General features: G+C 69.6%; 18 protein-coding genes. 10 read left to right on the forward strand and 8 right to left on the reverse strand.

The window, feature by feature from the left end; all coding sequences use genetic code 11:
* Positions 1–61: 61 nt before the first annotated feature.
* Positions 62–1738 carry an MFS transporter gene (locus B141_RS0125765; protein WP_202805913.1) on the reverse strand — a complete coding sequence of 559 codons (1677 nt, stop codon included), beginning with the start codon at positions 1736–1738 and terminating at the stop codon, positions 62–64.
* Positions 1739–2011: 273 nt separating this feature from the next.
* Here B141_RS0125765 and B141_RS42740 point away from each other — a divergent pair, with 273 nt between their 5' ends.
* Positions 2012–2812, forward strand: coding sequence for a DUF3027 domain-containing protein (locus B141_RS42740; protein WP_237742804.1), 801 nt, complete (start codon positions 2012–2014; stop codon positions 2810–2812).
* A gap of 27 nt (positions 2813–2839) precedes the next feature.
* On the opposite strand, the gene B141_RS0125775 is transcribed toward B141_RS42740, so the two are convergent.
* Positions 2840–3106 (reverse strand): DUF2530 domain-containing protein, encoded by a 267-nt coding sequence (locus tag B141_RS0125775; RefSeq protein ID WP_237742805.1) that lies wholly within the window; start codon positions 3104–3106, stop codon positions 2840–2842.
* 204 nt (positions 3107–3310) lie between these two features.
* Between B141_RS0125775 and B141_RS0125780 the strand changes: the two genes are divergently transcribed.
* The 5 genes from B141_RS0125780 to thpR all read left to right on the forward strand — a co-directional run bounded on the left by B141_RS0125780 (position 3311) and on the right by thpR (position 8957).
* Complete coding sequence (locus B141_RS0125780; protein WP_051114187.1) at positions 3311–4786, forward strand: NCS2 family permease; 1476 nt, start codon at positions 3311–3313, stop codon at positions 4784–4786.
* A gap of 11 nt (positions 4787–4797) precedes the next feature.
* Positions 4798–5604 carry an SDR family NAD(P)-dependent oxidoreductase gene (locus B141_RS0125785; RefSeq protein ID WP_020578077.1) on the forward strand — a complete coding sequence of 269 codons (807 nt, stop codon included), beginning with the start codon at positions 4798–4800 and terminating at the stop codon, positions 5602–5604.
* Between the two features lie 626 nt (positions 5605–6230).
* Positions 6231–6611: a MarR family winged helix-turn-helix transcriptional regulator gene (locus tag B141_RS51690; RefSeq protein WP_272944107.1), complete on the forward strand. Its 381-nt coding sequence runs from the start codon at positions 6231–6233 to the stop codon at positions 6609–6611.
* A gap of 5 nt (positions 6612–6616) precedes the next feature.
* The gene (locus B141_RS42745; RefSeq protein WP_084678518.1) at positions 6617–8314 is read left to right on the forward strand and encodes an MFS transporter; all 1698 of its coding nucleotides are present in this window, start codon (positions 6617–6619) and stop codon (positions 8312–8314) included.
* Between the two features lie 19 nt (positions 8315–8333).
* Positions 8334–8957 carry an RNA 2',3'-cyclic phosphodiesterase gene (gene thpR, locus B141_RS0125800; RefSeq protein WP_020578080.1) on the forward strand — a complete coding sequence of 208 codons (624 nt, stop codon included), beginning with the start codon at positions 8334–8336 and terminating at the stop codon, positions 8955–8957.
* 5 nt (positions 8958–8962) lie between these two features.
* Here thpR and B141_RS0125805 read toward each other — a convergent pair whose 3' ends face one another.
* Positions 8963–9697, reverse strand: coding sequence for a MerR family transcriptional regulator (locus B141_RS0125805; RefSeq protein WP_020578081.1), 735 nt, complete (start codon positions 9695–9697; stop codon positions 8963–8965).
* Between the two features lie 200 nt (positions 9698–9897).
* On the opposite strand from B141_RS0125805, the gene B141_RS0125810 reads away from it, so the two are divergent.
* The 3 genes from B141_RS0125810 (at position 9898) to B141_RS0125825 (ending at position 12579) form a co-directional block, all read left to right on the forward strand.
* A complete protein-coding gene (locus tag B141_RS0125810; RefSeq protein ID WP_020578082.1) occupies positions 9898–10095 on the forward strand; it encodes a hypothetical protein in 198 nt (65 codons plus the stop codon).
* 60 nt (positions 10096–10155) lie between these two features.
* On the forward strand, positions 10156–10815 hold the full coding sequence (locus B141_RS0125815; RefSeq protein WP_020578083.1) for a TetR/AcrR family transcriptional regulator: 660 nt from the start codon (positions 10156–10158) through the stop codon (positions 10813–10815).
* Positions 10816–11049: 234 nt separating this feature from the next.
* A complete protein-coding gene (locus tag B141_RS0125825; RefSeq protein ID WP_026257586.1) occupies positions 11050–12579 on the forward strand; it encodes a molybdopterin-dependent oxidoreductase in 1530 nt (509 codons plus the stop codon).
* A gap of 69 nt (positions 12580–12648) precedes the next feature.
* On the opposite strand, the gene B141_RS0125830 is transcribed toward B141_RS0125825, so the two are convergent.
* Positions 12649–13392: an SDR family NAD(P)-dependent oxidoreductase gene (locus B141_RS0125830; RefSeq protein ID WP_020578086.1), complete on the reverse strand. Its 744-nt coding sequence runs from the start codon at positions 13390–13392 to the stop codon at positions 12649–12651.
* A gap of 267 nt (positions 13393–13659) precedes the next feature.
* Positions 13660–14427: a type I methionyl aminopeptidase gene (map, locus tag B141_RS0125835; RefSeq protein ID WP_020578087.1), complete on the reverse strand. Its 768-nt coding sequence runs from the start codon at positions 14425–14427 to the stop codon at positions 13660–13662.
* Between the two features lie 151 nt (positions 14428–14578).
* Here map and B141_RS42750 point away from each other — a divergent pair, with 151 nt between their 5' ends.
* Positions 14579–14914, forward strand: a complete 336-nt coding sequence (locus B141_RS42750; protein WP_051114185.1) for a helix-turn-helix domain-containing protein — start codon at positions 14579–14581, stop codon at positions 14912–14914.
* 188 nt (positions 14915–15102) lie between these two features.
* Here the strand turns inward: B141_RS42750 and B141_RS0125845 are convergent, their stop codons facing one another.
* The 3 genes from B141_RS0125845 to B141_RS50845 all read right to left on the reverse strand — a co-directional run bounded on the left by B141_RS0125845 (position 15103) and on the right by B141_RS50845 (position 18208).
* A complete protein-coding gene (locus B141_RS0125845; protein WP_020578089.1) occupies positions 15103–15822 on the reverse strand; it encodes a 3-keto-5-aminohexanoate cleavage protein in 720 nt (239 codons plus the stop codon).
* Entirely contained in the window at positions 15819–16787 is a 969-nt protein-coding gene (locus B141_RS0125850) for an aldo/keto reductase (protein ID WP_020578090.1), read from the reverse strand. The genes B141_RS0125845 and B141_RS0125850 overlap by 4 nt, the downstream gene beginning before the upstream one ends.
* Before the next feature lie 113 nt (positions 16788–16900).
* The gene (locus B141_RS50845) at positions 16901–18208 is read right to left on the reverse strand and encodes a DMT family transporter (RefSeq protein WP_020578091.1); all 1308 of its coding nucleotides are present in this window, start codon (positions 18206–18208) and stop codon (positions 16901–16903) included.
* Between the last annotated feature and the right edge of the window lie 390 nt (positions 18209–18598).

An 18598-nucleotide genomic window follows, 5' to 3' on the forward strand; every position in this document is an offset into this window, starting at 1 on the left:
CGGATCGCGAAGCCAGCCAGGGCTCGGGGAAATTCCCGGCGTACGGGTGATGCCGGGGCGATCAGTGCGTACCCCCGTCCACGGCTCCGGTGGGCACCGGCGCCGGCCGGGTCCCACCGGCGCGGGTCCGGGCGCGTAGGACGACGACGAACCCCGCGGCCATGCCCGCCGCGCAGAGGCCGAGGCCGAGTTGCGGGATCAGCGGGAGCACGATCCCGATTCCGCCGCCGATCACCCAGGCCAGCTGCAGCAGGGTCTCGGAGCGGGCAAAGACACTCGTACGTACGTCCTCGCGGACCTCGTGCTGGATCAGTGCGTCGAGCGAGAGCTTGCCTGCCTGCTGCGCGAAGCCCGCGGCGAAGGCCAGCGCCGCCACCGTGACCAACCCGTAGAAGAGCGCGGCCACCGCCGCGAGGATCGCGGCGCTGGCGATCAGTACCTGGATGACCACTTCGGGTCGACGGGCCCGAGCGAGCGCGCCGAGCGCCGTACCCACCAGGTTCCCCGCGCCGGCCGCGCCGACCACGATGCCGACCTGCAGGCTCGTGGAGTACCCCGTGAAGGGCACCTCGCGTAGAAGGAACGCCATGAACATCAGCAGGAAGCCGGACAGCGCCCGGAACGCGGCGTTCGCGCGGAGCGCCAGCGCAATGCGGGTGGGCACGCCCCGCAGGCTCGCTCCGATATCGCCGATACGGACGTCCTCCTCGCCCTCGGAGGAGTCGACGCGGCTCGGGAGCAGGATGGCCAGGATCGTCCCCGCCGTGAAGATCACGAAGGCGAACCGCAACGCCCAGCCTGGCCCGAAGTACGCCATTCCGGCCGCGCCCGCCGCGGCGATCCCGGCGCCGATACTGCCCGCCAGGGAGATGCGGGAGTTGGCGGTGACGAGCGCGACGTTGTCGGGCAGCAGCCGTGGGACCGCCGCCGCCCGGGTGACGTTGTGCGCCTTGGACGCGATGAGGCACCCGAACACCAGCGGATAGAGCCACAGCTCGCCGGTCGCCACGCCGCCCGCCATCACCCAGCAGAAGAACGCGCGCATCGCCATCGTCGAGCCGATCGCCCACCGGCGGCCACGGCGGAACCGGTCGAGGAACGGCCCGATCAGCGGCGCCACCACCACGAACGGCGCCATCGTGATCAGGAGGTAGAGCGCCACCCGGCCGCGCGCCTCGCCGGAGGGTACGGCGAAGAAGAGCGTGCCGGCGAGCCCGATCGCCATCGCCGCGTCGCCGCCGACGTGGAAGGCGTTGAGTTCGATCAACTTGGCGAGCCCGGACTCACCCATGCCCTGGGCGTGGGTGAGCCGGCGGATCCGGCGTACGACAGCGGTCGTGGCGCGAGACGTCGCCCGTCCCGCGCCAGAGCCGCCGGCTCTGAGCGCCTGGCCCGTGCGAGCGAGCCGACCTTCGGGTGCTGGGGAACCGGCCGCTGGAGGCGCGGGCACGGCATTCGGTGGAGCGGGCACGGGTTTCGGTGGTTCGGAATCGGCGACCGATGGTGCGGGCGGAGCCGGCGGGGGAGTCGCGCGGTCTGAGGTGGGTTCGAGGGGGCGGGTGCGGGCGAGGGCCGGTGGCTCCGGGCGGGGGTTCGTCGGATGGGCGATCGTGGGAACGTCGTCAGCAGCATGACGAGCGGCCGCCCGGCGCCCCGGAGGGCCAAGCGGCCGCCGCTGCGGGCGGGATTCGCCGGCGCTGGCGGCCGGCGGTCGCTGTCCGGGGTCGTGTGGCTCCACCGCTTCATCCTGCCTGTGTCCGGTCCTGCCGTCTCCTTCTCCCCTGGAACTCTCCGACCAGGTCCCGTAGTGCCCGCCCGACCAGGGTGGCCTGAATGATCACGTATACGTGGTCACTACCGGATTCACGTGGTGTCGACGCCATGTGAGGCAGGCAATGACCACGTATACGTGATCATTCAGGTGTGGCAGTCCCCGGCTCGGCTCGTGCCCGGAGGGTTCGAGGGGCGCTCCTCCCCGGTGCGTGCCGGCGCCATGCGAGAATCAGCCTTCGTGAGTACCATCACCCGGCGATCGTCCCGAGCAGTGCGGATCGACGCTGTGTGCGCCGACGCGGTCGAGGCCGCGCGCGCCGCTGCCCTGGAGGTGGCGGGTGCCGACGATCTGGGTGCCCACCTCGGTGCTGTCGCCGACGACGAACGCGTGGTCACGCATTCCTTCGCCTGTACCAACCCCGGCTATGTCGGCTGGCGGTGGTCTGTCACGGTGACGAGGGCGTCGCGTTCGCGGGCGGTGACGGTGGACGAGGTTGCCCTCCTGCCCGGCCCTGACGCGATCCTGGCTCCGCGGTGGGTGCCGTGGTCTGAGCGGGTACGCGCCGGAGACCTCGGCCCAGGTGATCTGCTGCCCACGCCACCCGACGACCGGCGGCTCGTCCCGGGCTATACCGGCGCGGACGAAGCACCCGATGCCGTGGCGTTCCGTTCCCTCTCAGACGAATTGGGTCTCGGCCGGGTGCGGGTGCTCTCGGTGGAGGGGCGCGACGAAGCGGCCGAACGTTGGTACGCCGGACCCGCGGGTCCCGACGACCCGATCGCTCAGGCCGCGCCTGCGCGGTGCTCGACCTGCGCCTTCCTGGTCAGGATGGCCGGTGGGCTGGGCACTGCGTTCGGAGTCTGCGCCAACGAGTTCTCCCCGAGCGATGGGCACGTGGTCGCGTTCGACCACGGCTGCGGCGCGCACTCTGAGGCGGTCCCGGCGGTCCCGGCGGCGCCGGCCGAGGGGCAAGCACCAGGTGCCACGGTGGAGCACACCCACGTGCTCGACACGCTGCGCTACGACGACGTGGAGTAAGAGGTCGCGCGGCCCCGCGACCGGACCTCAGTCCGCGTCCGGGCGGCGCAGTCGGGCACGGCGACGGCGGCAGTAGATGCTGCCGATCACCCCGAGCCCGGCGCCGGTGAGGCAGGTCCACAGCCACCAGTCGGCCCCCGCGTCGCGCAGGCGTCCCGCGAACGGCAGCAGCGCGAGGAAGGCCACCGCCCACGCGATCGTCCCGACCGTGACGGCGCGTACGCCGTCGACGTCGGCCGGCTCGATATGGGCCTGCTCGAGGAGGCGCGGATGAGGTCTGTCGTCCCGGCTCACGTTGTCGAGCGTAACGCGCCCGTTGCGCGAGTACGCCATCATCTCGGCGTGCCGTCCTGATATGAGGCGACCACGGGGACTGGCGGTGCAGGCGATTTCGTGGCTGCGCACCGGCTCTGGCATCCTGCCGCCGGGACTGTCGACGGCGGCACGTCAACCGGGCGCGACAGTGTGGGTTTCTTCGACAAGGCGAAAGGATCCGTGATGGCCGGCTCGGCGACAGGTTCCGTGGCGGTTAAGAGTTCCATCAACAGGCTCGACAGGTATTTCAAGATCACCGAGCGGGGCTCGACGATCGGCCGGGAGATCCGCGGCGGTTTCGTGACCTTCTTCGCGATGGCCTACATCATTGCGCTCAACCCGCTGATCCTCGGCACCGCCAAGGACGTCAACGGGCAGTTTCTCGGTGGCGGAGGCGAACCCAACATCGCCATGATCGCGGCGGCGACGGCCCTGGTCGCCGGTGTCGTCACGATCCTCATGGGGGTCGTCGCCAACTTCCCGCTGGCGCTGGCGACCGGTCTGGGCCTGAACGCCTTCGTGGCATTCGGTGTGGCGACCCAGATGACGTGGGCTGACGCGATGGGGCTCATCGTGCTCGAGGGCCTCATCATTCTGCTGCTGGTCCTCACCGGATTCCGCACCGCCGTCTTCCATGCCGTACCCCGCGAGCTCAAGACCGCGATCAGCGTCGGTATCGGTCTTTTCATCACACTGATCGGGTTCGTCGACGCCGGATTCGTACGCCGTACAGACAATCCACCGGTGCCGGTCCAGCTCGGCGTCAACGGTTTCCTCTCCGGATGGCCGGTCGTGGTGTTCGTCGTCGGACTCATTGCCATCGCGGTCATGCTGTTGCGGAAGGTCAAGGGCGCGATTCTCTACGGCATTCTCGGCGCGACCGTTCTCGCCGTGATCGTGGAGGCGATCGCGAAGGTGGGCGTGGGCGGACCTGAGAACCCCAAGGGATGGGGCCTCAACGTCCCGCGGATGCCGGAGAGTTGGATTGGCGTTCCCGACTTTTCGCTGCTGGGGAAGTTCAACCTGTTCGGCTCCTTCGAACGCATCGGCCTGGTCGCCGCGGCCCTGCTGATCTTCACCCTGATGCTCGCCGACTTCTTCGACACGATGGGCACGATGACCGCTCTGGGCTCGGAGGCCGGTCTGCTCGACAGCACCGGCAAACCGCCGCACACGCAGCGGATTCTCGTGGTCGACTCGATCGCGGCCGCCGCCGGTGGAGCCGCCTCGGTCTCCTCGAACACGTCGTACATCGAATCCGCGGCGGGTATTGGCGAGGGCGCCCGGACCGGTCTCGCCAGCGTCGTCACCGGAATCTGTTTCCTCCTGGCGACCGTCTTCGCCCCGATCGTCGAGATCATTCCCTACGAGGCCGCGACCCCCGCGCTGATCATCGTCGGCTTCCTCATGATGACGCAGGTCACCGAGATTTCCTGGGACAAGCTGGATGTCGCGCTGCCGGCGTTCCTCACCATTGTCCTGATGCCGTTCACCTATTCGATCAGTGTTGGTATCGGCGCGGGATTCGTGACGTACGTCGTGCTGCGGGCCGCCCGCGGCAAGGCGCGCGAGGTCCACCCGCTGCTCTGGGTGGTGGCAGCGTTGTTCGTCGTCTACTTCGCGATCGACCCGATCAAACAGCTCCTCAACATTTCGTGAGAGGAGGCTCGATGGACGAGACGGACTCGGGGCGGGCGATCCACGGCTCGGCCTTCCTGGACGGCCTCTTCGCGCTCAACGGGCGGGTCGCCATCGTCACCGGCGGGAGTTCTGGGATCGGGCGGGCGATCGCCGAGTCGCTGGCGCAGGCCGGCGCCGACGTCGTGGTGGTCGCCCGCGGCGAGGCGGCGCTTCGGGAAACCGTCGACGGGATTCGCGCCGGCGGTCACCGTGCCGCCTTCGTGAGTGCTGACCTTGGCGAGCGGGCGGAGGTGGAGCGGGCGGGCGACGAGGCGGCCGCGGTGTTCGGCGAGCCGGACATCCTCGTCCACGCGGCCGGGATCAACCTCCGCCCGCCGCTGGCCGACCTGACCGTCCAGGACTGGGACCTGACCATGGCTCTCAACCTGGACGCGGCGTTCCTGCTCGGGCAACGCTTCGGCCCCGGCATGGCCGAACGCGGCTGGGGACGGATCATCACGATCGGTTCGCAGCAGTCGATCCGGGCGTTTGGCAACAGCGGGGCGTACGGCGTATCCAAAGCGGCGGTGGCCGCGCTGGCGCGTTCGCAGGCGGAGGCGTGGTCGGCTCGTGGCGTGTGCTGCAACGCGATCGCGCCCGGCTTCGTGCGGACGCCGCTCACCGAAGCGGTCTTCACCGACCCGGCTCGGGAGGAGGCGCTCGCCGCCCGCACGATGGCGGGTCGCAACGGCCAGCCCGCGGATTTCATGGGCGTTGCGATCTTCCTTGCCAGTGACGCCTCGGCGTACGTCACCGGTCAGCTGATCTTCGTCGACGGCGGCTTCTCGGTCTTCTAGCGGCGGTCGCGCGGTCGGGCCCGTCTCACATCGCGTACACCCAACGGTTTCGGATGCTGAGAAGCCAGGCGCCAACCCCGAGTTGTCATAGGTTTCTCGGTCTCTTAGCCGAGATACCTATGACAACCCGGCAGCCTCCGGGACCCTGTCTCATAGCGCGGACAGATCTGAAGAAGCCCGCGCGTCGAACGCATGGCGGGGATGCGTCGGCTTCTTTGGCGAGACTCCTCCGCCACGTCAGGGTGACGCCGGCGCGGTCTCGCATAGTGAGCGATCTTGACCTGGGGCCGAGAGGCGGGACGCCCGGGGTGTTGCTTTCCGGATGAGGTGGGAACGGTCTCACAATCCGGGCGCCTGGTACGCGGATCGCCGCGAGGTTGATCAATGGTTCGCGATTCGGGCATCTGCCGCGAAGGCGGCTCGAGTTCGACACCGTTGAACGCATTTCCCCGCGTACAAGCAGCAGGCCGGCCACGACCGAGCGACCAGAACCGGCGAGCGTTTTCCGGAATATGAGCGGCGCCAGATCGTTAGCAAAGGTAATGAGGTACGCTAACGACATGCCATCATCAACTATGCCCGCGAGGTCTGACGCGGGCCTCGCGAGTACGCTTCGGATCTCCGTCATGCGGTTGGCCCGCCGCCTTCGCAGCCAGCGGGCCGCCGATCACCAACTCTCAGCCAACCAACTCGGCGTCATGTCGACGCTTCACAGTCACGGGTCGTTGACGATCGGCGAAATCGCCGCCTTCGAAAAGGTGCGGCCGCCATCGACCACCCGGACGGTCACCTCTCTTGAAGATCTCGGTCTGGTCGTGCGCGAAGCGCACCCGACCGATCGCCGCCAGGTTGTCGTCCGGTTGGCCGAGACCGGGCGCCGGATCCTCGCCGAGGACCGCAAGCGTCGCGACGCCTGGCTCGCGCAGCGCCTTCACGAACTTTCCCCTACAGAGAAAGAGATTCTGCGCTCGGCGGCGCCGATCTTGGAGAGGTTGGCCGCGGCGTGAGCACGATGTTCCGATCACTCCGGAACCGCAACTACCGTCTCTTCGCCGCTGGCTCAGCCGTTTCGAATATCGGAACGTGGCTTCAGCGGGTTGCCCAGGACTGGCTGATCCTGCAACTCACCGCTGGCAGTGGCATCGCGCTCGGAATCACCACCGGGTTGCAGTTCCTGCCGTTCCTTCTCATCGCGCCGTTCGGCGGCGTGATCGCCGACCGGTTCTCCAAGCGCAGAGTGCTGCAGTGCACGCAGGTCAGCATGGGGATCACCGCGGCGGCGCTGGCGGTGCTCGACCTGACCGGCGTCGTGCAGGTGTGGCACGTCTATCTGCTGGCGTTCCTCTTCGGGATGGCAAGCGCCATTGACAATCCCGCCCGGCAGTCGTTCGTCGTCGAAATGGTGGGCAGGGACGACCTACCGAATGCGGTCGGCCTCAATTCCGCGTCCTTCAACGGCGCGCGGGTGATCGGGCCCGCGGTGGCCGGGTTCCTCATCGTCTTTGTAGGCACCGGTTGGGTCATTCTCATCAACGCGGTGACGTACGCCGCGACGATCTGGGCGATCGCCAAGATGCGCCCGTCAGAACTCCACACCACCGAACCCGTTCCGCGTAAGCCCGGCATGGTCCGGGACGGTCTGCGCTACGTGCGGGGGCGACCCGACCTGATGCTGGTGCTCTGGGTCGTCTTCTTCGTCGGCTGTTTCGGCCTCAACTTCCAGATGACCAGTGCGCTCATGGCCACCCAGGTCTTCGGTAAGGGGGCCGGGGAGTTCGGCATGCTCAGCTCGATCATGGCGGTCGGCGCGGTGGTTGGGGCGTTGGGTGCCGCGCGGCGCGGTGTGCCGCGGCTGCGCACGGTGGTTGGGGCGGCGGTGATCTTCGGGATCCTGGAGATCTTCGTCGGGTTGATGCCGACGTACAGTTCGTACGCCGCGATGCTCCCGCTGCTCGGATTCGCTCAGCTCACCATGATTACCGCGGCCAACGCGATGATGCAGTTGACGGTGGTCCCCGACATGCGCGGCCGGGTGATCTCCCTCTACAGCATGGTGTTCATCGGGAGCACTCCGCTCGGCTCGCCGATCATCGGCTGGATCGGTCAGGTCTTCGGCGCCCGGTGGACGTTGATCGGTGGCGGCCTGGTGAGCCTGATCGGCACGATCGTGGTCGGTTCGATCCTGCTGCGTCGCCAGGGACTGGTGCTCCGGGCCCATCTCCGGCCACGCCCGCACATGCACGTGTGGTCTGCCAAGGACTTCGTCGAGCCCGCGCCGTCCAGGGCGACGGAAGCGGACGTGGTCCTCGAGTTGGAGAGCGAGGCCGCGACGGCGGAGGTGGCCGAAGTGCCCCGGCCGGACAGCCCGCCCGGTGTGGACCTGTCCGAACTCGAGTCCGAGCGGCGGCCAGCGCGGGCGGGCGCTGGTACGACGGACGCTCGGTCGCTGGGGCCGGACTCCGACGGGGAGCTGGATCCGGCAGGTGAGCCGGTCGCGGTGACCAGCCGGGCCGACGGCGCTCCGTCTGAGGTCGGCGTTGCACCGAAGCGGGACGCGGTGTCGGCGGCCGGTGAGAAGGTGTCGTCATGGAACTCACCCGCTACCGCTCGCTGCGCGCGGCCGACGCCGCACGACACGTTGGCGTGGCGGCGAAGGGCCGCGACGCGCCGATCCCGTCGCACGGAGGCTGGGCCGTCGAAGACGTCCTGACCCCGGTGGCCGGGTCCTGGTGCCGACCGGCGCGTGCCTCGCGGTAGTCGCGGTCGGTGCCAGGATGCGGTTGTTCGTCGCCGTCGTACCCCCCGCCCGGGTCCTCGATGACGTGGCGGAGATGGTGGAGCGGCTGCGCGCGCTGCCGGGGGTCGACGAGCGGTTCCGCTGGACGCTGCCGGCCCAGTGGCACCTCACGCTGGCGTTCCTCGGTGACGTTTCCGAGGAGGTGCTGCCGGAGCTCGAACGCCGGCTGGCCCGCGCCGCCGAAGGCTCTGACCCGCTGCGGTTGCTGGTGCGGGGCGGTGGCGGGTTCGGGTCAGCCCGGCGGGCGCGGGTGCTCTGGACCGGGATCGACGGGGACGTCGAGCCGCTGCGGCAGCTGGCCCGGTCGGTCGGGGCCGCGTGCCGGCGGTCCGGCCTCGACGTACCAGAAGGCAGGTTCCGCGCCCATCTGACGCTCGCGCGGCTGCGAGAGCCCTCTGACGTACGACGGCTCGTGGAGTGGATGGCAAGCTACGCCGGTCCGGCCTGGGTCGCGCGCCGACTCGAACTCGTCCAGTCTCACCTGGGGCAGGCCGAGGGACGCCGGTCGCAGTACGAAACAATCCGGGCCTGGCCGTTCGGGCGTTCAGGCGATTAGACCGGTCACGCGGCCTGTCCGAGATACCGCAGGTAGGCGTGGAGGACGGCCGAGGCCTTCAGTCGCCGCAGGCTACTGCGGTGGAGTTCCCGTGCGCGGTTGGTGAGCTCGTCAAGGACGCGGTCGGGGTTGCTCGTCGAGCGCAGTTCGTTCACGACCGCGTTGATCGTCGCGAGCGGGTGGTTGCCCCGGCGTAGAAGCGCGATGACCCGCGCCGTGTCCAGCTCTGCGCGGCTGTAGTTGCGATATCCCGTGCTGGGTTCGCGGTCTGGCTTCAGGAGGCCATGGGTCTCCCATAGCCGGAGTACCGGTGGTCGTACGCCCACGGAGCGGGCGACCTGGCCGATGCGCGTGCCCTGAGGTGCGTTGGCTGGCGAGGCCGTGGGCGCCGACAGGGTGGTGTGCGCCGCCAGGATGGTGCCGAGCGCCTCGTGTACGGCGGCCAGCTCACGGCGTTCCCGGTCCAGCCGGGCATGGCTCGCGTCGAGCGCCGCCAGTGCGGCCTCGAGGTCGCCGGCGTGGACGGCAGGCATGACGACGCGGGCGGTCGGCCAGCCGTGGCCGGCGGCTACCTCTCGTGCTGTCGCCAAGGCCTCGGCGTGTGCGCTGGTGAAGATGCGGTAGCCGCTGGCCGTGCGTTCGACCGGCGGGAGCAGCCCTGCCTCCACGTAGTTGCGGACCTGCTGCACCGAAACGCCGGCCGCCCGTGCGAGGTCGATCGCCCGCAGTCGGTCGTTCACATCGCCTCCCCATCCGTCGTGTGCCGGCCGCACCCACCGTAGCCCTTTCATGGTGATTGAGACTTTTAGGGCATATCGCCGACCTGCTTAGCCTCCGAGGCGAAGAAAGTCTCCCATAGCAATTGAATGAAACAATTGATGTATTGATGCCGAGCCGTGGTGCCGGCACCACTGAAAGCTGAAACTGGGAGGCGGCGAACGTGAAGTTCCTTCTCGAGGTCAACGTCGACGATGGGTGGACGGCAGAGGACGCCACCCGCGAGCTGGGCCGGATCCTGCGCTATTGGGGTGGGAATCTTGGCCACTACCCCTTCAAGTCCGGTGATGGTTCGGCCATCTACGACTCGGACTATCGCGAGGTGGGTCAGTGGCGCCTCGTCGCGACCAGCGAGACCTAGGCCGCTGGCCTGGCAATACGGCCGCATTGTAAAAACGCCGCACTGTGCAAGGATGACGCGGTGCCCAAGAAGGTCGACCATCACGCGCGGCGTACGCAGATCGCCGACGCTCTGATGAGGGTCGCCGCCACCCACGGGCTCCAGGCGGTCAGCCTGCGCCATGTCGCCGCTGAGGCCGGGGTGTCGACCGGCATGGTGCAGCACTACTTCCACACGAAGGATCAGATGATGACCTTCGCCCTGGACGCGGTGAGCGACAAGGTCCAGGCCCGGCTCGAAGCCGACGCGGCCGGCCTACCGGAGGAGCGGGCACCGCGGGCCGTCGTTCGCGCGCTGGTCGTCCAGTTGTTGCCGCTGGACGAGCCCCGCCTGCTCGAGGGACACGTGGCGCTGGCCTTTCACGCCTACTCCGCCGTCAAGCCGGCGATCGCGGCGGACCTGCGGGCGAACTCCCGGCTGATGCGGGCATTCATCGCCGACCAGGTGCGCGTCGCGCGGGCGACGGTCGACGACACGGACCGCATTGACCCCGACCACGCGGCGACGGGGCTGCTCGCGCTCGTCGAGGGGCTCTCCATGCAGGTCCTGGTGGGATACCACTCCCCGGACGCCGCTCTGGCGGTCCTCGACGCGCAACTCGACGTCATCTTCGGCCAGTCGGCTCGGCCGGACGGGCAGACCGCCGAAGGCTCGACCACCGAAGGTTCGCCGGCCGGGTAGCCTCCTGGACGTGAATCCCAGGTACCGCCGGCTCGTCATTCCCGGCGTTCTCGGACTCCTGCTGCTGATCGTCGTCGTTGCGGCGCTCCTGCGGCCCTGACCGGCACGCCCTGACCAGTACGCGCCGACCAGCACGCCCCGACCAGCACGCCCTTACAAAGCAGCCGATGACGGATCTGTGACGGTCGGGCTCGACCGATACCAATGTCCGTTGAATGGGGCGAAGATGCAGAGGTGCCTACCTCGATCTCCCGTTCGCGGGCCGCGCTCGCGGGCGTGCTCGCGACGGGTGCCGGACTCGCGGCCGCGGAGTTGGTCGCCGGAGTGGTCGGTGGTGCGCAGTCCCCAGTGGTCACGGTCGGCGCGGCGTTCATCGACGTCATCCCGTCGGGGCTGCGGGAGTTCGGGATCACGCTCCTCGGCACGGCCGACAAGCCGGTCCTGATCACCGGCATCCTGGTGGTTCTCGCCGCGTTCGGCGCTCTGGTCGGGATGGTGGCGGCCCGCGTACGCGGTGTGGGAGTCGCGCTCCTCGGCGTACTGGCCCTGGTCGGGGTGGTCGCGGCCGTCACCCGGCCGGGCGCTGGACCGGGCGCGGCGATCCCGTCCGTGGTGGCGTGGCTGGTCGCCGTCTGCGTCCTTCTGTGGCTCCTGCGGATGTACGCCGTGGGGGCCGGGCGCGAGGCGGAGGCGGAGCGCCGGGTCACGCGGCGGAACCTGCTGTGGACCGGCGGGCTCGTCGTGGTCGGCTCGCTCCTCGCCGTGGGTGTCGGCCGGGCCTTCGCCGGTCGCCGGCTCGCGGCGGAGCAGGCGCGCTCGGCCCTCCGGATACCTGAGCCACCCACGACCGCGCCACCCGCCCGCGCGAACCTCCCCATCCCGGGCATCACTCCATGGCAGACACCGAACGACGTCTTCTATCGGATCGACACCGCGCTCTCGGTGCCGATGATTGATCCGGCGGAGTGGCGGCTGCGCGTCCACGGGATGGTGGACCGGCCGCTGGAGCTGACGTTCGGCGACCTGCTACGCCGCCGGATCGTCTACCGGTGGGTGACGCTGACCTGCGTGAGCAACGTGGTTGGTGGCGACCTCGCCGGGAACGCCCTGTGGACCGGGGTCCCGATCGCGGACATCCTGGCCGAGGCGGGTGTCCACCGCGACGCGGACGCGGTGCAGTCGACGTCCGACGACGGCTGGACCTGCGGCACGCCGCTGTCGGCGCTCACCGACGGCCGGCCGTCGTTGCTGGCGTTCGGGATGAACGGCGCGCCGCTGCCGTTCGAGCACGGCTTCCCGGTCCGGATGGTGGTTCCCGGGCTCTACGGCTACGTCTCGGCGACCAAGTGGGTCGTCGACATCGAGGTGACCCGGTTCGACCGCTTCACGGCGTACTGGACGACCCGCGGCTGGGCCGAAAAGGCGCCGGTCAAGACCGCCTCGCGGATCGACGTACCCCTGACTGGTGCGACGGTGCGTACAGGTCGGGTCGCGGTCGCGGGGGTCGCGTGGGCGCAGCATCGCGGCATCACCCGGGTGGAGGTGCGGGTCGACCGCGGACCCTGGCAGGTCGCGCGGCTCGGTGGTGAGCCCACCAAGGACTCCTGGCGGCAGTGGGTGTGGACGTGGGACGCGACGCCGGGCGCTCACGAGTTGCAGGTACGCGCGACCGACGGGACCGGGGTGACCCAGACCGGCCGGCTGGCGGACCCCGTACCCAACGGCGCCACCGGCTGGCACACCATCGACGTCCAGGTCAGCTAGTCGATCGGCTGACCCGTGCGGCCGGGGTTCGCGCCTTCCGGCGGCGCCGCCGAGGGGGCGTACGGCAGGTCAGCGCAGGTGGGAGGCGCCGTTGAGGTCGATGATGGTGCCGCTGGCGAGTTCGGCCTGGGCGGACGCGAGATAGAGCACCGCCGCGGCCACATCCGCGGGTGTGGCGACCCGGCCGAGCGGACTCTGGGCGCGGATCGTGTCTCCCTGCGGCCCGGCCAGGACGTCGGCGGCCATGTCGGTCTCGACGTATCCAGGTGCCACCGTCGAGACCGCGATGCCGCGCGGGCCGAGCGCTCGGGCCAGCGACTGTCCGAGGGAGTTGAGGCCCGCCTTGCTGGCGCCGTACGCCGGTTGGCGTGGCTCACCGCGGAAGGCGCCCCGCGACGACACGTTGACGATCCGCCCGCCGCGCGGCATGTGCCGCACCGCGCACCAGGCCAGGTTGGCCGGGCCGAGCAGGTTGACCGCGAGCGTCCGCTGCCAACTCTCCTGCCACTCGTCGTACGACACGTCCTCGATCCGGTGCTCGACGTAGATGCCGGCGTTGTTGACGAGGACGTCGATCCGCCCGAACTCCTTCACCACCGTCTCGATGATCGACGCGACGGCCGTCGGGTCGGCGAGGTCGCCCTGCACAGTCAGGTGACCGTCGCCGGGCAGCGCGGCGCGGACCTTCTCGGCGAGTTCCGTTGAGCCGCGGTAGTGGAGCGCCACCCGGTCACCCGCCGCCGCGAACGCCGCCGCTACCGCTGCCCCGATGCCCCGTGACGCGCCGGTGACAAGAACCGCTCGCTCGCTCATGCCCTGTCCTCCTCCTGCCAGACTGCGGGTGCCGTCGCCAGTCTGGCGTACGCCGCGCAGCGCCGAGCGCCCGGTCGGGGGACGGGGTACGGGGCGGGATGAGGCCTATTCGAAACCCCTCACGCCGACAGATCGCGGCATCGTGAAGGGGAGCGGGAGCCGCGTTGGTGGAGGTGTCGCGGCTTCTTTGCCGAAACTTCTCCGCCACTTCATCGCAACTTCGGGAGGCGATCTCGCAGAGCGAGCAACTCTCGACGCAGGTCAAGATCAGAGCGCGGTGAGCACCAGCGGGCCGCCCTCAGTGATGGCGACACTGTGTTCGACGTGGGCGGCGCGGCTGCCGTCGCTGGTGCGGAGCGCCCAGCCATCGTCGGCGACGACATACTTGTCCCGCCCGCCGGCCATGAACATCGGCTCGATCGCGATCACCAGTCCCGGCTTCAACGGGAACCCCCGACCCGGCTTGCCGGTGTTGGGAACGGAGGGATCCTCGTGCATCTTCCGCCCGATTCCGTGACCGCCGAAGTCGGCCGGTATGCCGTAGCCGGCGCGCCGACCGATCGCGCCGACGGCGTGGGAGATGTCGCTGAGCCGGCCGCCTGGTCGAGCGGCGGCGATGCCCGCGTCGAGCGCCTCCTGGGTGATGCTGATCAGCTGTTCGTCGGCGGGATCGGGTGTGCCGACGATCAGGCTGATCGCCGAATCACCGTGGAAGCCGCCGATCTGCGCGCCGCAGTCGATGCTGAGCAGGTCGCCGTCCTGGAGCCGGTAGTCGTCAGGGATCCCGTGGACGACGACGTCGTTGACCGACGCGCAGATCACCGCTGGGAACGGCGTCGGAGCGAACCGCGGGTGGTAGTGGAGGAACGACGACCGCGCCCCGGCGTCCCTGATGATCGTGTGCGCCAGTTCGTCCAGCTCACGCAGCGAGGTGCCGATGCGAGCATGCTTCGCGCAGGCGTCGAGAGCCTGGGCGACGATGCGTCCGGCCTCCCGCATGGCCATGATCTCGTTGGCCGTCTTGAGCTCGACCATGCCGGCACTCCTCGTCGGTTCTGGTGGGTTCTGGTTCAGTTTGTTCTGGATGGGTCGGTGGCGTTCGGGCCCTTGGTTTCCCTGCGGGCGGAAGCCCGCGTCGTCGCGCGGCCGCTGCGCCAATAGTTATACCGGTATTAGTATCACGGTCATGGTCCGACAACCCTTGGGGCCGGCCGACCGGCAGCGTGGCCTCAGGCTGGGCGCCGCGCTACGGGACGCGCGCGGTCGGCGCAGCATGGTTGAGGTCGCCGCGCGGGCCGGGATCTCGGTCGAGACCGTCCGCAAGATCGAACGCGGTCGGGTGCCGACCCCGGCGTTCTTCACCGTCGTGGCGCTGGCCGACGCCGTCGGGCTCCCGGTCTCCGAGCTGTGCCGGATCGTCGCCGACGACGTCGAGGGCCGGCCGGACGTGGGCGCCGACGCCGGAGCCGATGTCGGCGCGGCCGCCAGTGCTGTACCCGCTGCTTTACGGCGTACCAGCTGACTGGTTGCTCCTTGACAGGCGAATCCCTACTCTCCTTCGACTTCACCGCCACGGCGGGATGGGCGGAGGAATACGCCGTGCATCTCGACAAGGCGGTCGCAGCGTGGTCGACGCCCGATGCAGAAGGGAAGAAGTCGCCAGCTGATCGCGGCGAAGCGCGAGCCTGGCCTGTCGAGGCGCCCTGGTTGTCAGGACGCCGACTGGGCGGCCTGGATGAGGGCCGCGTTGTGCGGCGCGGGCGTGCCGTCGGGGAGGTGGAAGGTGTCCTCGAACCCCACCCGGCAGGAGATACCCAACTGGCGGGCCCGGCGTAGGACCGGCCAGGTGTTGGCACCGTCGCCGTGCAGCAGGCGCGGCTGGTCGACACCGTGGCGGTCGAGGAGTTCGAGGATGCTGCGGGCGTCGTACAACGCGAGCATGCTCGGCCGGTCGATGGGTTCGATGAGGATGCGGGCGGCCAGCGTTCGCAGTGGTCCGCGGACGAACTCCTCCGCCGCTGTGATGGTGAACAACCCGACCTCGACGGCGACGCCGCGATCCCGCAGCACGCGGGCCACGTCGAGCGCGCCGTCCTCGTGGGCGTTCACCGAGGCGGAGTTGGGGAGTACCCGCCAGCGGGAGATGGTGACGGCCCGCCGGTGCGGGTCCGGCTCGATCCACGCACCGGTCGTGACGCTGATCGGAGCGCCGGGCACCGACGCCCGAATCGCCTCGATGGCAGCGGCGACGTCGGCGGGTTCGAGGGACTCCTCGCCGTCGCCGCGCCGCGGGTGGACGTGCACCTCAGTGGCACCTGCGGCGACCACCCGCGCGGTCTCTCCGGCCAGCTCGGCCGGGGTGACGGGCACACTGGCGTACACGACATTGGAGTGCCCGCCGTTGAGTGCGGCGACCAGGAGCCGCGTCACCAGGCGTACGCCTCAGGGGCTGGGCCACCCGGGCCCGGGAACAACTCGTCGAGACGTTCGAGAACCTTCTCGTCGAGGGTGAGGTCGACTGCCGCGAGGGCGCCGGTGAGCTGGTCCATCGTTCGCGGCCCGATGATCGGCGCCGTCACCCCGGGTTGATGGAGAAGCCAGGCGAGCGCGAGGTTCGCGGGTTCGGCTCGTAGCTCGGCGGCGAGGTTCTCGAACGCCTGGATCGTGTCGCGATGTGCCTCGACGTACGTCGAGGCGCGGCCGCCCTGCGAGCGGTTGCGGTCAGACTTGGCGAGGATTCCGCCGAGCACGCCACCATGGAGGGGACTCCACGGGATGACGCCGAGGCCGTACGCCCGCGCCGCGGGCAGCACCTCGAGTTCAACGCTTCGCTCGGCCAGGTTGTAGAGCGACTGCTCGGAGACCAGACCGAGGAAGTTGCGGCGTACGGCGGTCTCCTGCGCCTGCGCGATGTGCCAGCCGGCGAAGTTGCTGCTGCCGACATAGAGCACTTTCCCTTGCCCGACAAGCGTCTCGAACGCCTGCCAGACCTCGTCCCACGGAGTGTCCCGGTCGATGTGGTGCATCTGGTAGAGGTCGATGCGGTCGGTCTGGAGTCGCCGCAGCGAGGCCTCGCAGTTGCGGATGATGTTGCGAGCCGAAACGCCCTTGGAGCCGGGCTCATCGTCCATCGCGCCGTAGACCTTGGTGGCAAGGACGGTCCGGTCGCGCCGGCTCGGATCACCGGCGAACCATCGGCCGAGGATTTCTTCGGTGAGGCCCTTGTTCTCCCAGCCGTAGACGTTGGCCGTGTCGGTGAAGTTGAGGCCCGCGTCCAGGGCGGCGTCGAGGATGGCGTGGGCTTCGGGTTCGGGAGTCACCGGGCCGAAGTTCATCGTGCCGAGGCAGAGTCTGCTGACCAGGACGCCGGTCCGTCCGAGGTGGGTGTACTCCATTACGTCAGCCTGGTAGCTGGGGGCGGACTGAGGCAACCCCGTTCAGGTAAACGCCATGCCGGAACCGGTCGGCTGGTCGGCCGGTGGCCCCACGATCGGTTCCGGTTGCGCGCTCAGGCGCGCTGGACCCGGCGGCGCGGGAGGTTCCGGGGGAGGGCGGCGACGGTGACCGCGACGAGTGTCAGCAACGTCCCGATGACGGTGGTCGTGGTGAGGTGGGCGGTTCCGGTGGGAACCATGCCGTCGAGCACGAGCGCGCCCACCAGCTGTCCCGCGACCGTCCCCAGGCCCAGCAGGAGGACGCCGGTGATTCGGACGACGGCCGCCGCGAGGCTGATGAACGCGATCCCGAACAACCCGCCCAGGTAGAGCACCGGCTCGGACGGCCATCCTCCGGGGAGACCCCTGGCGGCGATGTCGACCGTCGCGGCGAGCAGAAGCCCCGCCGTCCCGACGCTGAAGTTGACCAATGCGGCGACCAGGGCGCCGGCGAGTTGGTTGGTGGCGGGACGCGGCGCGGTTGCCAGTGTGGTGCCGCGTGCGGGCTCTGGGTGTGTGTGGTCCGGTCCCGTCGTGGTCGTGGTCGCGGGCGTGGGCGTGGGCGTGGGCGCAGGCGTTGGCGTGGCCGGGACGGGCGTGGGCGTGCGTGTGGCGGGCGCCGGATCGCTGGCGTTCGCGCGTACTGGACTCGCGGAGGCTACCGCTCCCACCCAGCCGTTCACGGCCTGTTGCCACGCGGTGCCGATCCCCGCGAGCGCCGGCAGCAGGGCCAGGACGAGGGTCGACGCCGTACCCAGCTCATCCGACACACTGAGCAGTACCGCGCCGAGAGTGAGGGTGGCTCCGAGAATCCTGGTCGGGGTGATCGGATGCCGGCCGCCCGGGCCGAGTCCGAGCCGGTCCACGACCAGGCTGCTGGTTGCCTGACCTGCGACCACCGCCACGGTGAACGCCGCGACACCCACGAGCCCGACGGTAAGCGACTGGGTCACCACGAGGAACGCCCCGCAGAGCCCGCCGAGCACCTGCCACGGCCGGAGCGAGGCCGCGATGGTGGTACCGATACCCGCGGTGGCCGTCGCACTGGTCGGCGTCGGCGCCGCGGGATCCGGGGATTCGCTGCCAGACGGGTCCCCTCCTTCGGCGAACCCGCCGGCCGGCCGGACCGCGCGGATCACGCGCCGGAGTCCGTGACGTACTCCGGGCACCACTGCCAGGGCCGCGAGGAGTACGACGAGTCCGGAGCCGAATGACCACAGCGCCGCCAGTACGCCGTCGCCGAGCCGGTGCCCGAGTTCGCCGTTGATGCGGGACTGGCAGGCGAGCAGGAGACCGATGAAGAACGCGGCGCCAAGACCGAGCGCGACGTGGCGGGAGTGGGTGGAGGCGGCGTGCCGAGGGGAGGTTGCCGGTTGGGTCACCGGTACATCATCTGATGTTTGCTCAGACTGGTGCGGCGTGCCCCCTGGTTGGGTGGATACCTGTGTGCGGGTGCCATCGTCCCGCTCACGGTGTGTGGTGGCGGCCTGCCGGTCTGAGCCCGCGGAGAAGATTGTGGAGACTCCGGGGTGCTATAACACCCCGGAGTTTCCACGGTCTTACGGGGCTGCCTTGATTCGGCCCTGCTGCCATCGGAACGCCATGAAAATAAGGCGTTCCGATGGCAATCGCTGGTTGCACATCATGATCGTGATCGACTAGACTCGAACGTATGAGCGACGGCGATGGTGTGCGGATCTCACCGCTCCCGCCTGGGTTTGCTGAGATGCTTCCCGGTCCGGAGTTGGTGGCGGCGTTCGCTGCTGTCGATC

It is taken from the genome of Actinopolymorpha alba DSM 45243, assembly GCF_000373925.1.
Classification (GTDB): domain Bacteria; phylum Actinomycetota; class Actinomycetes; order Propionibacteriales; family Actinopolymorphaceae; genus Actinopolymorpha; species Actinopolymorpha alba.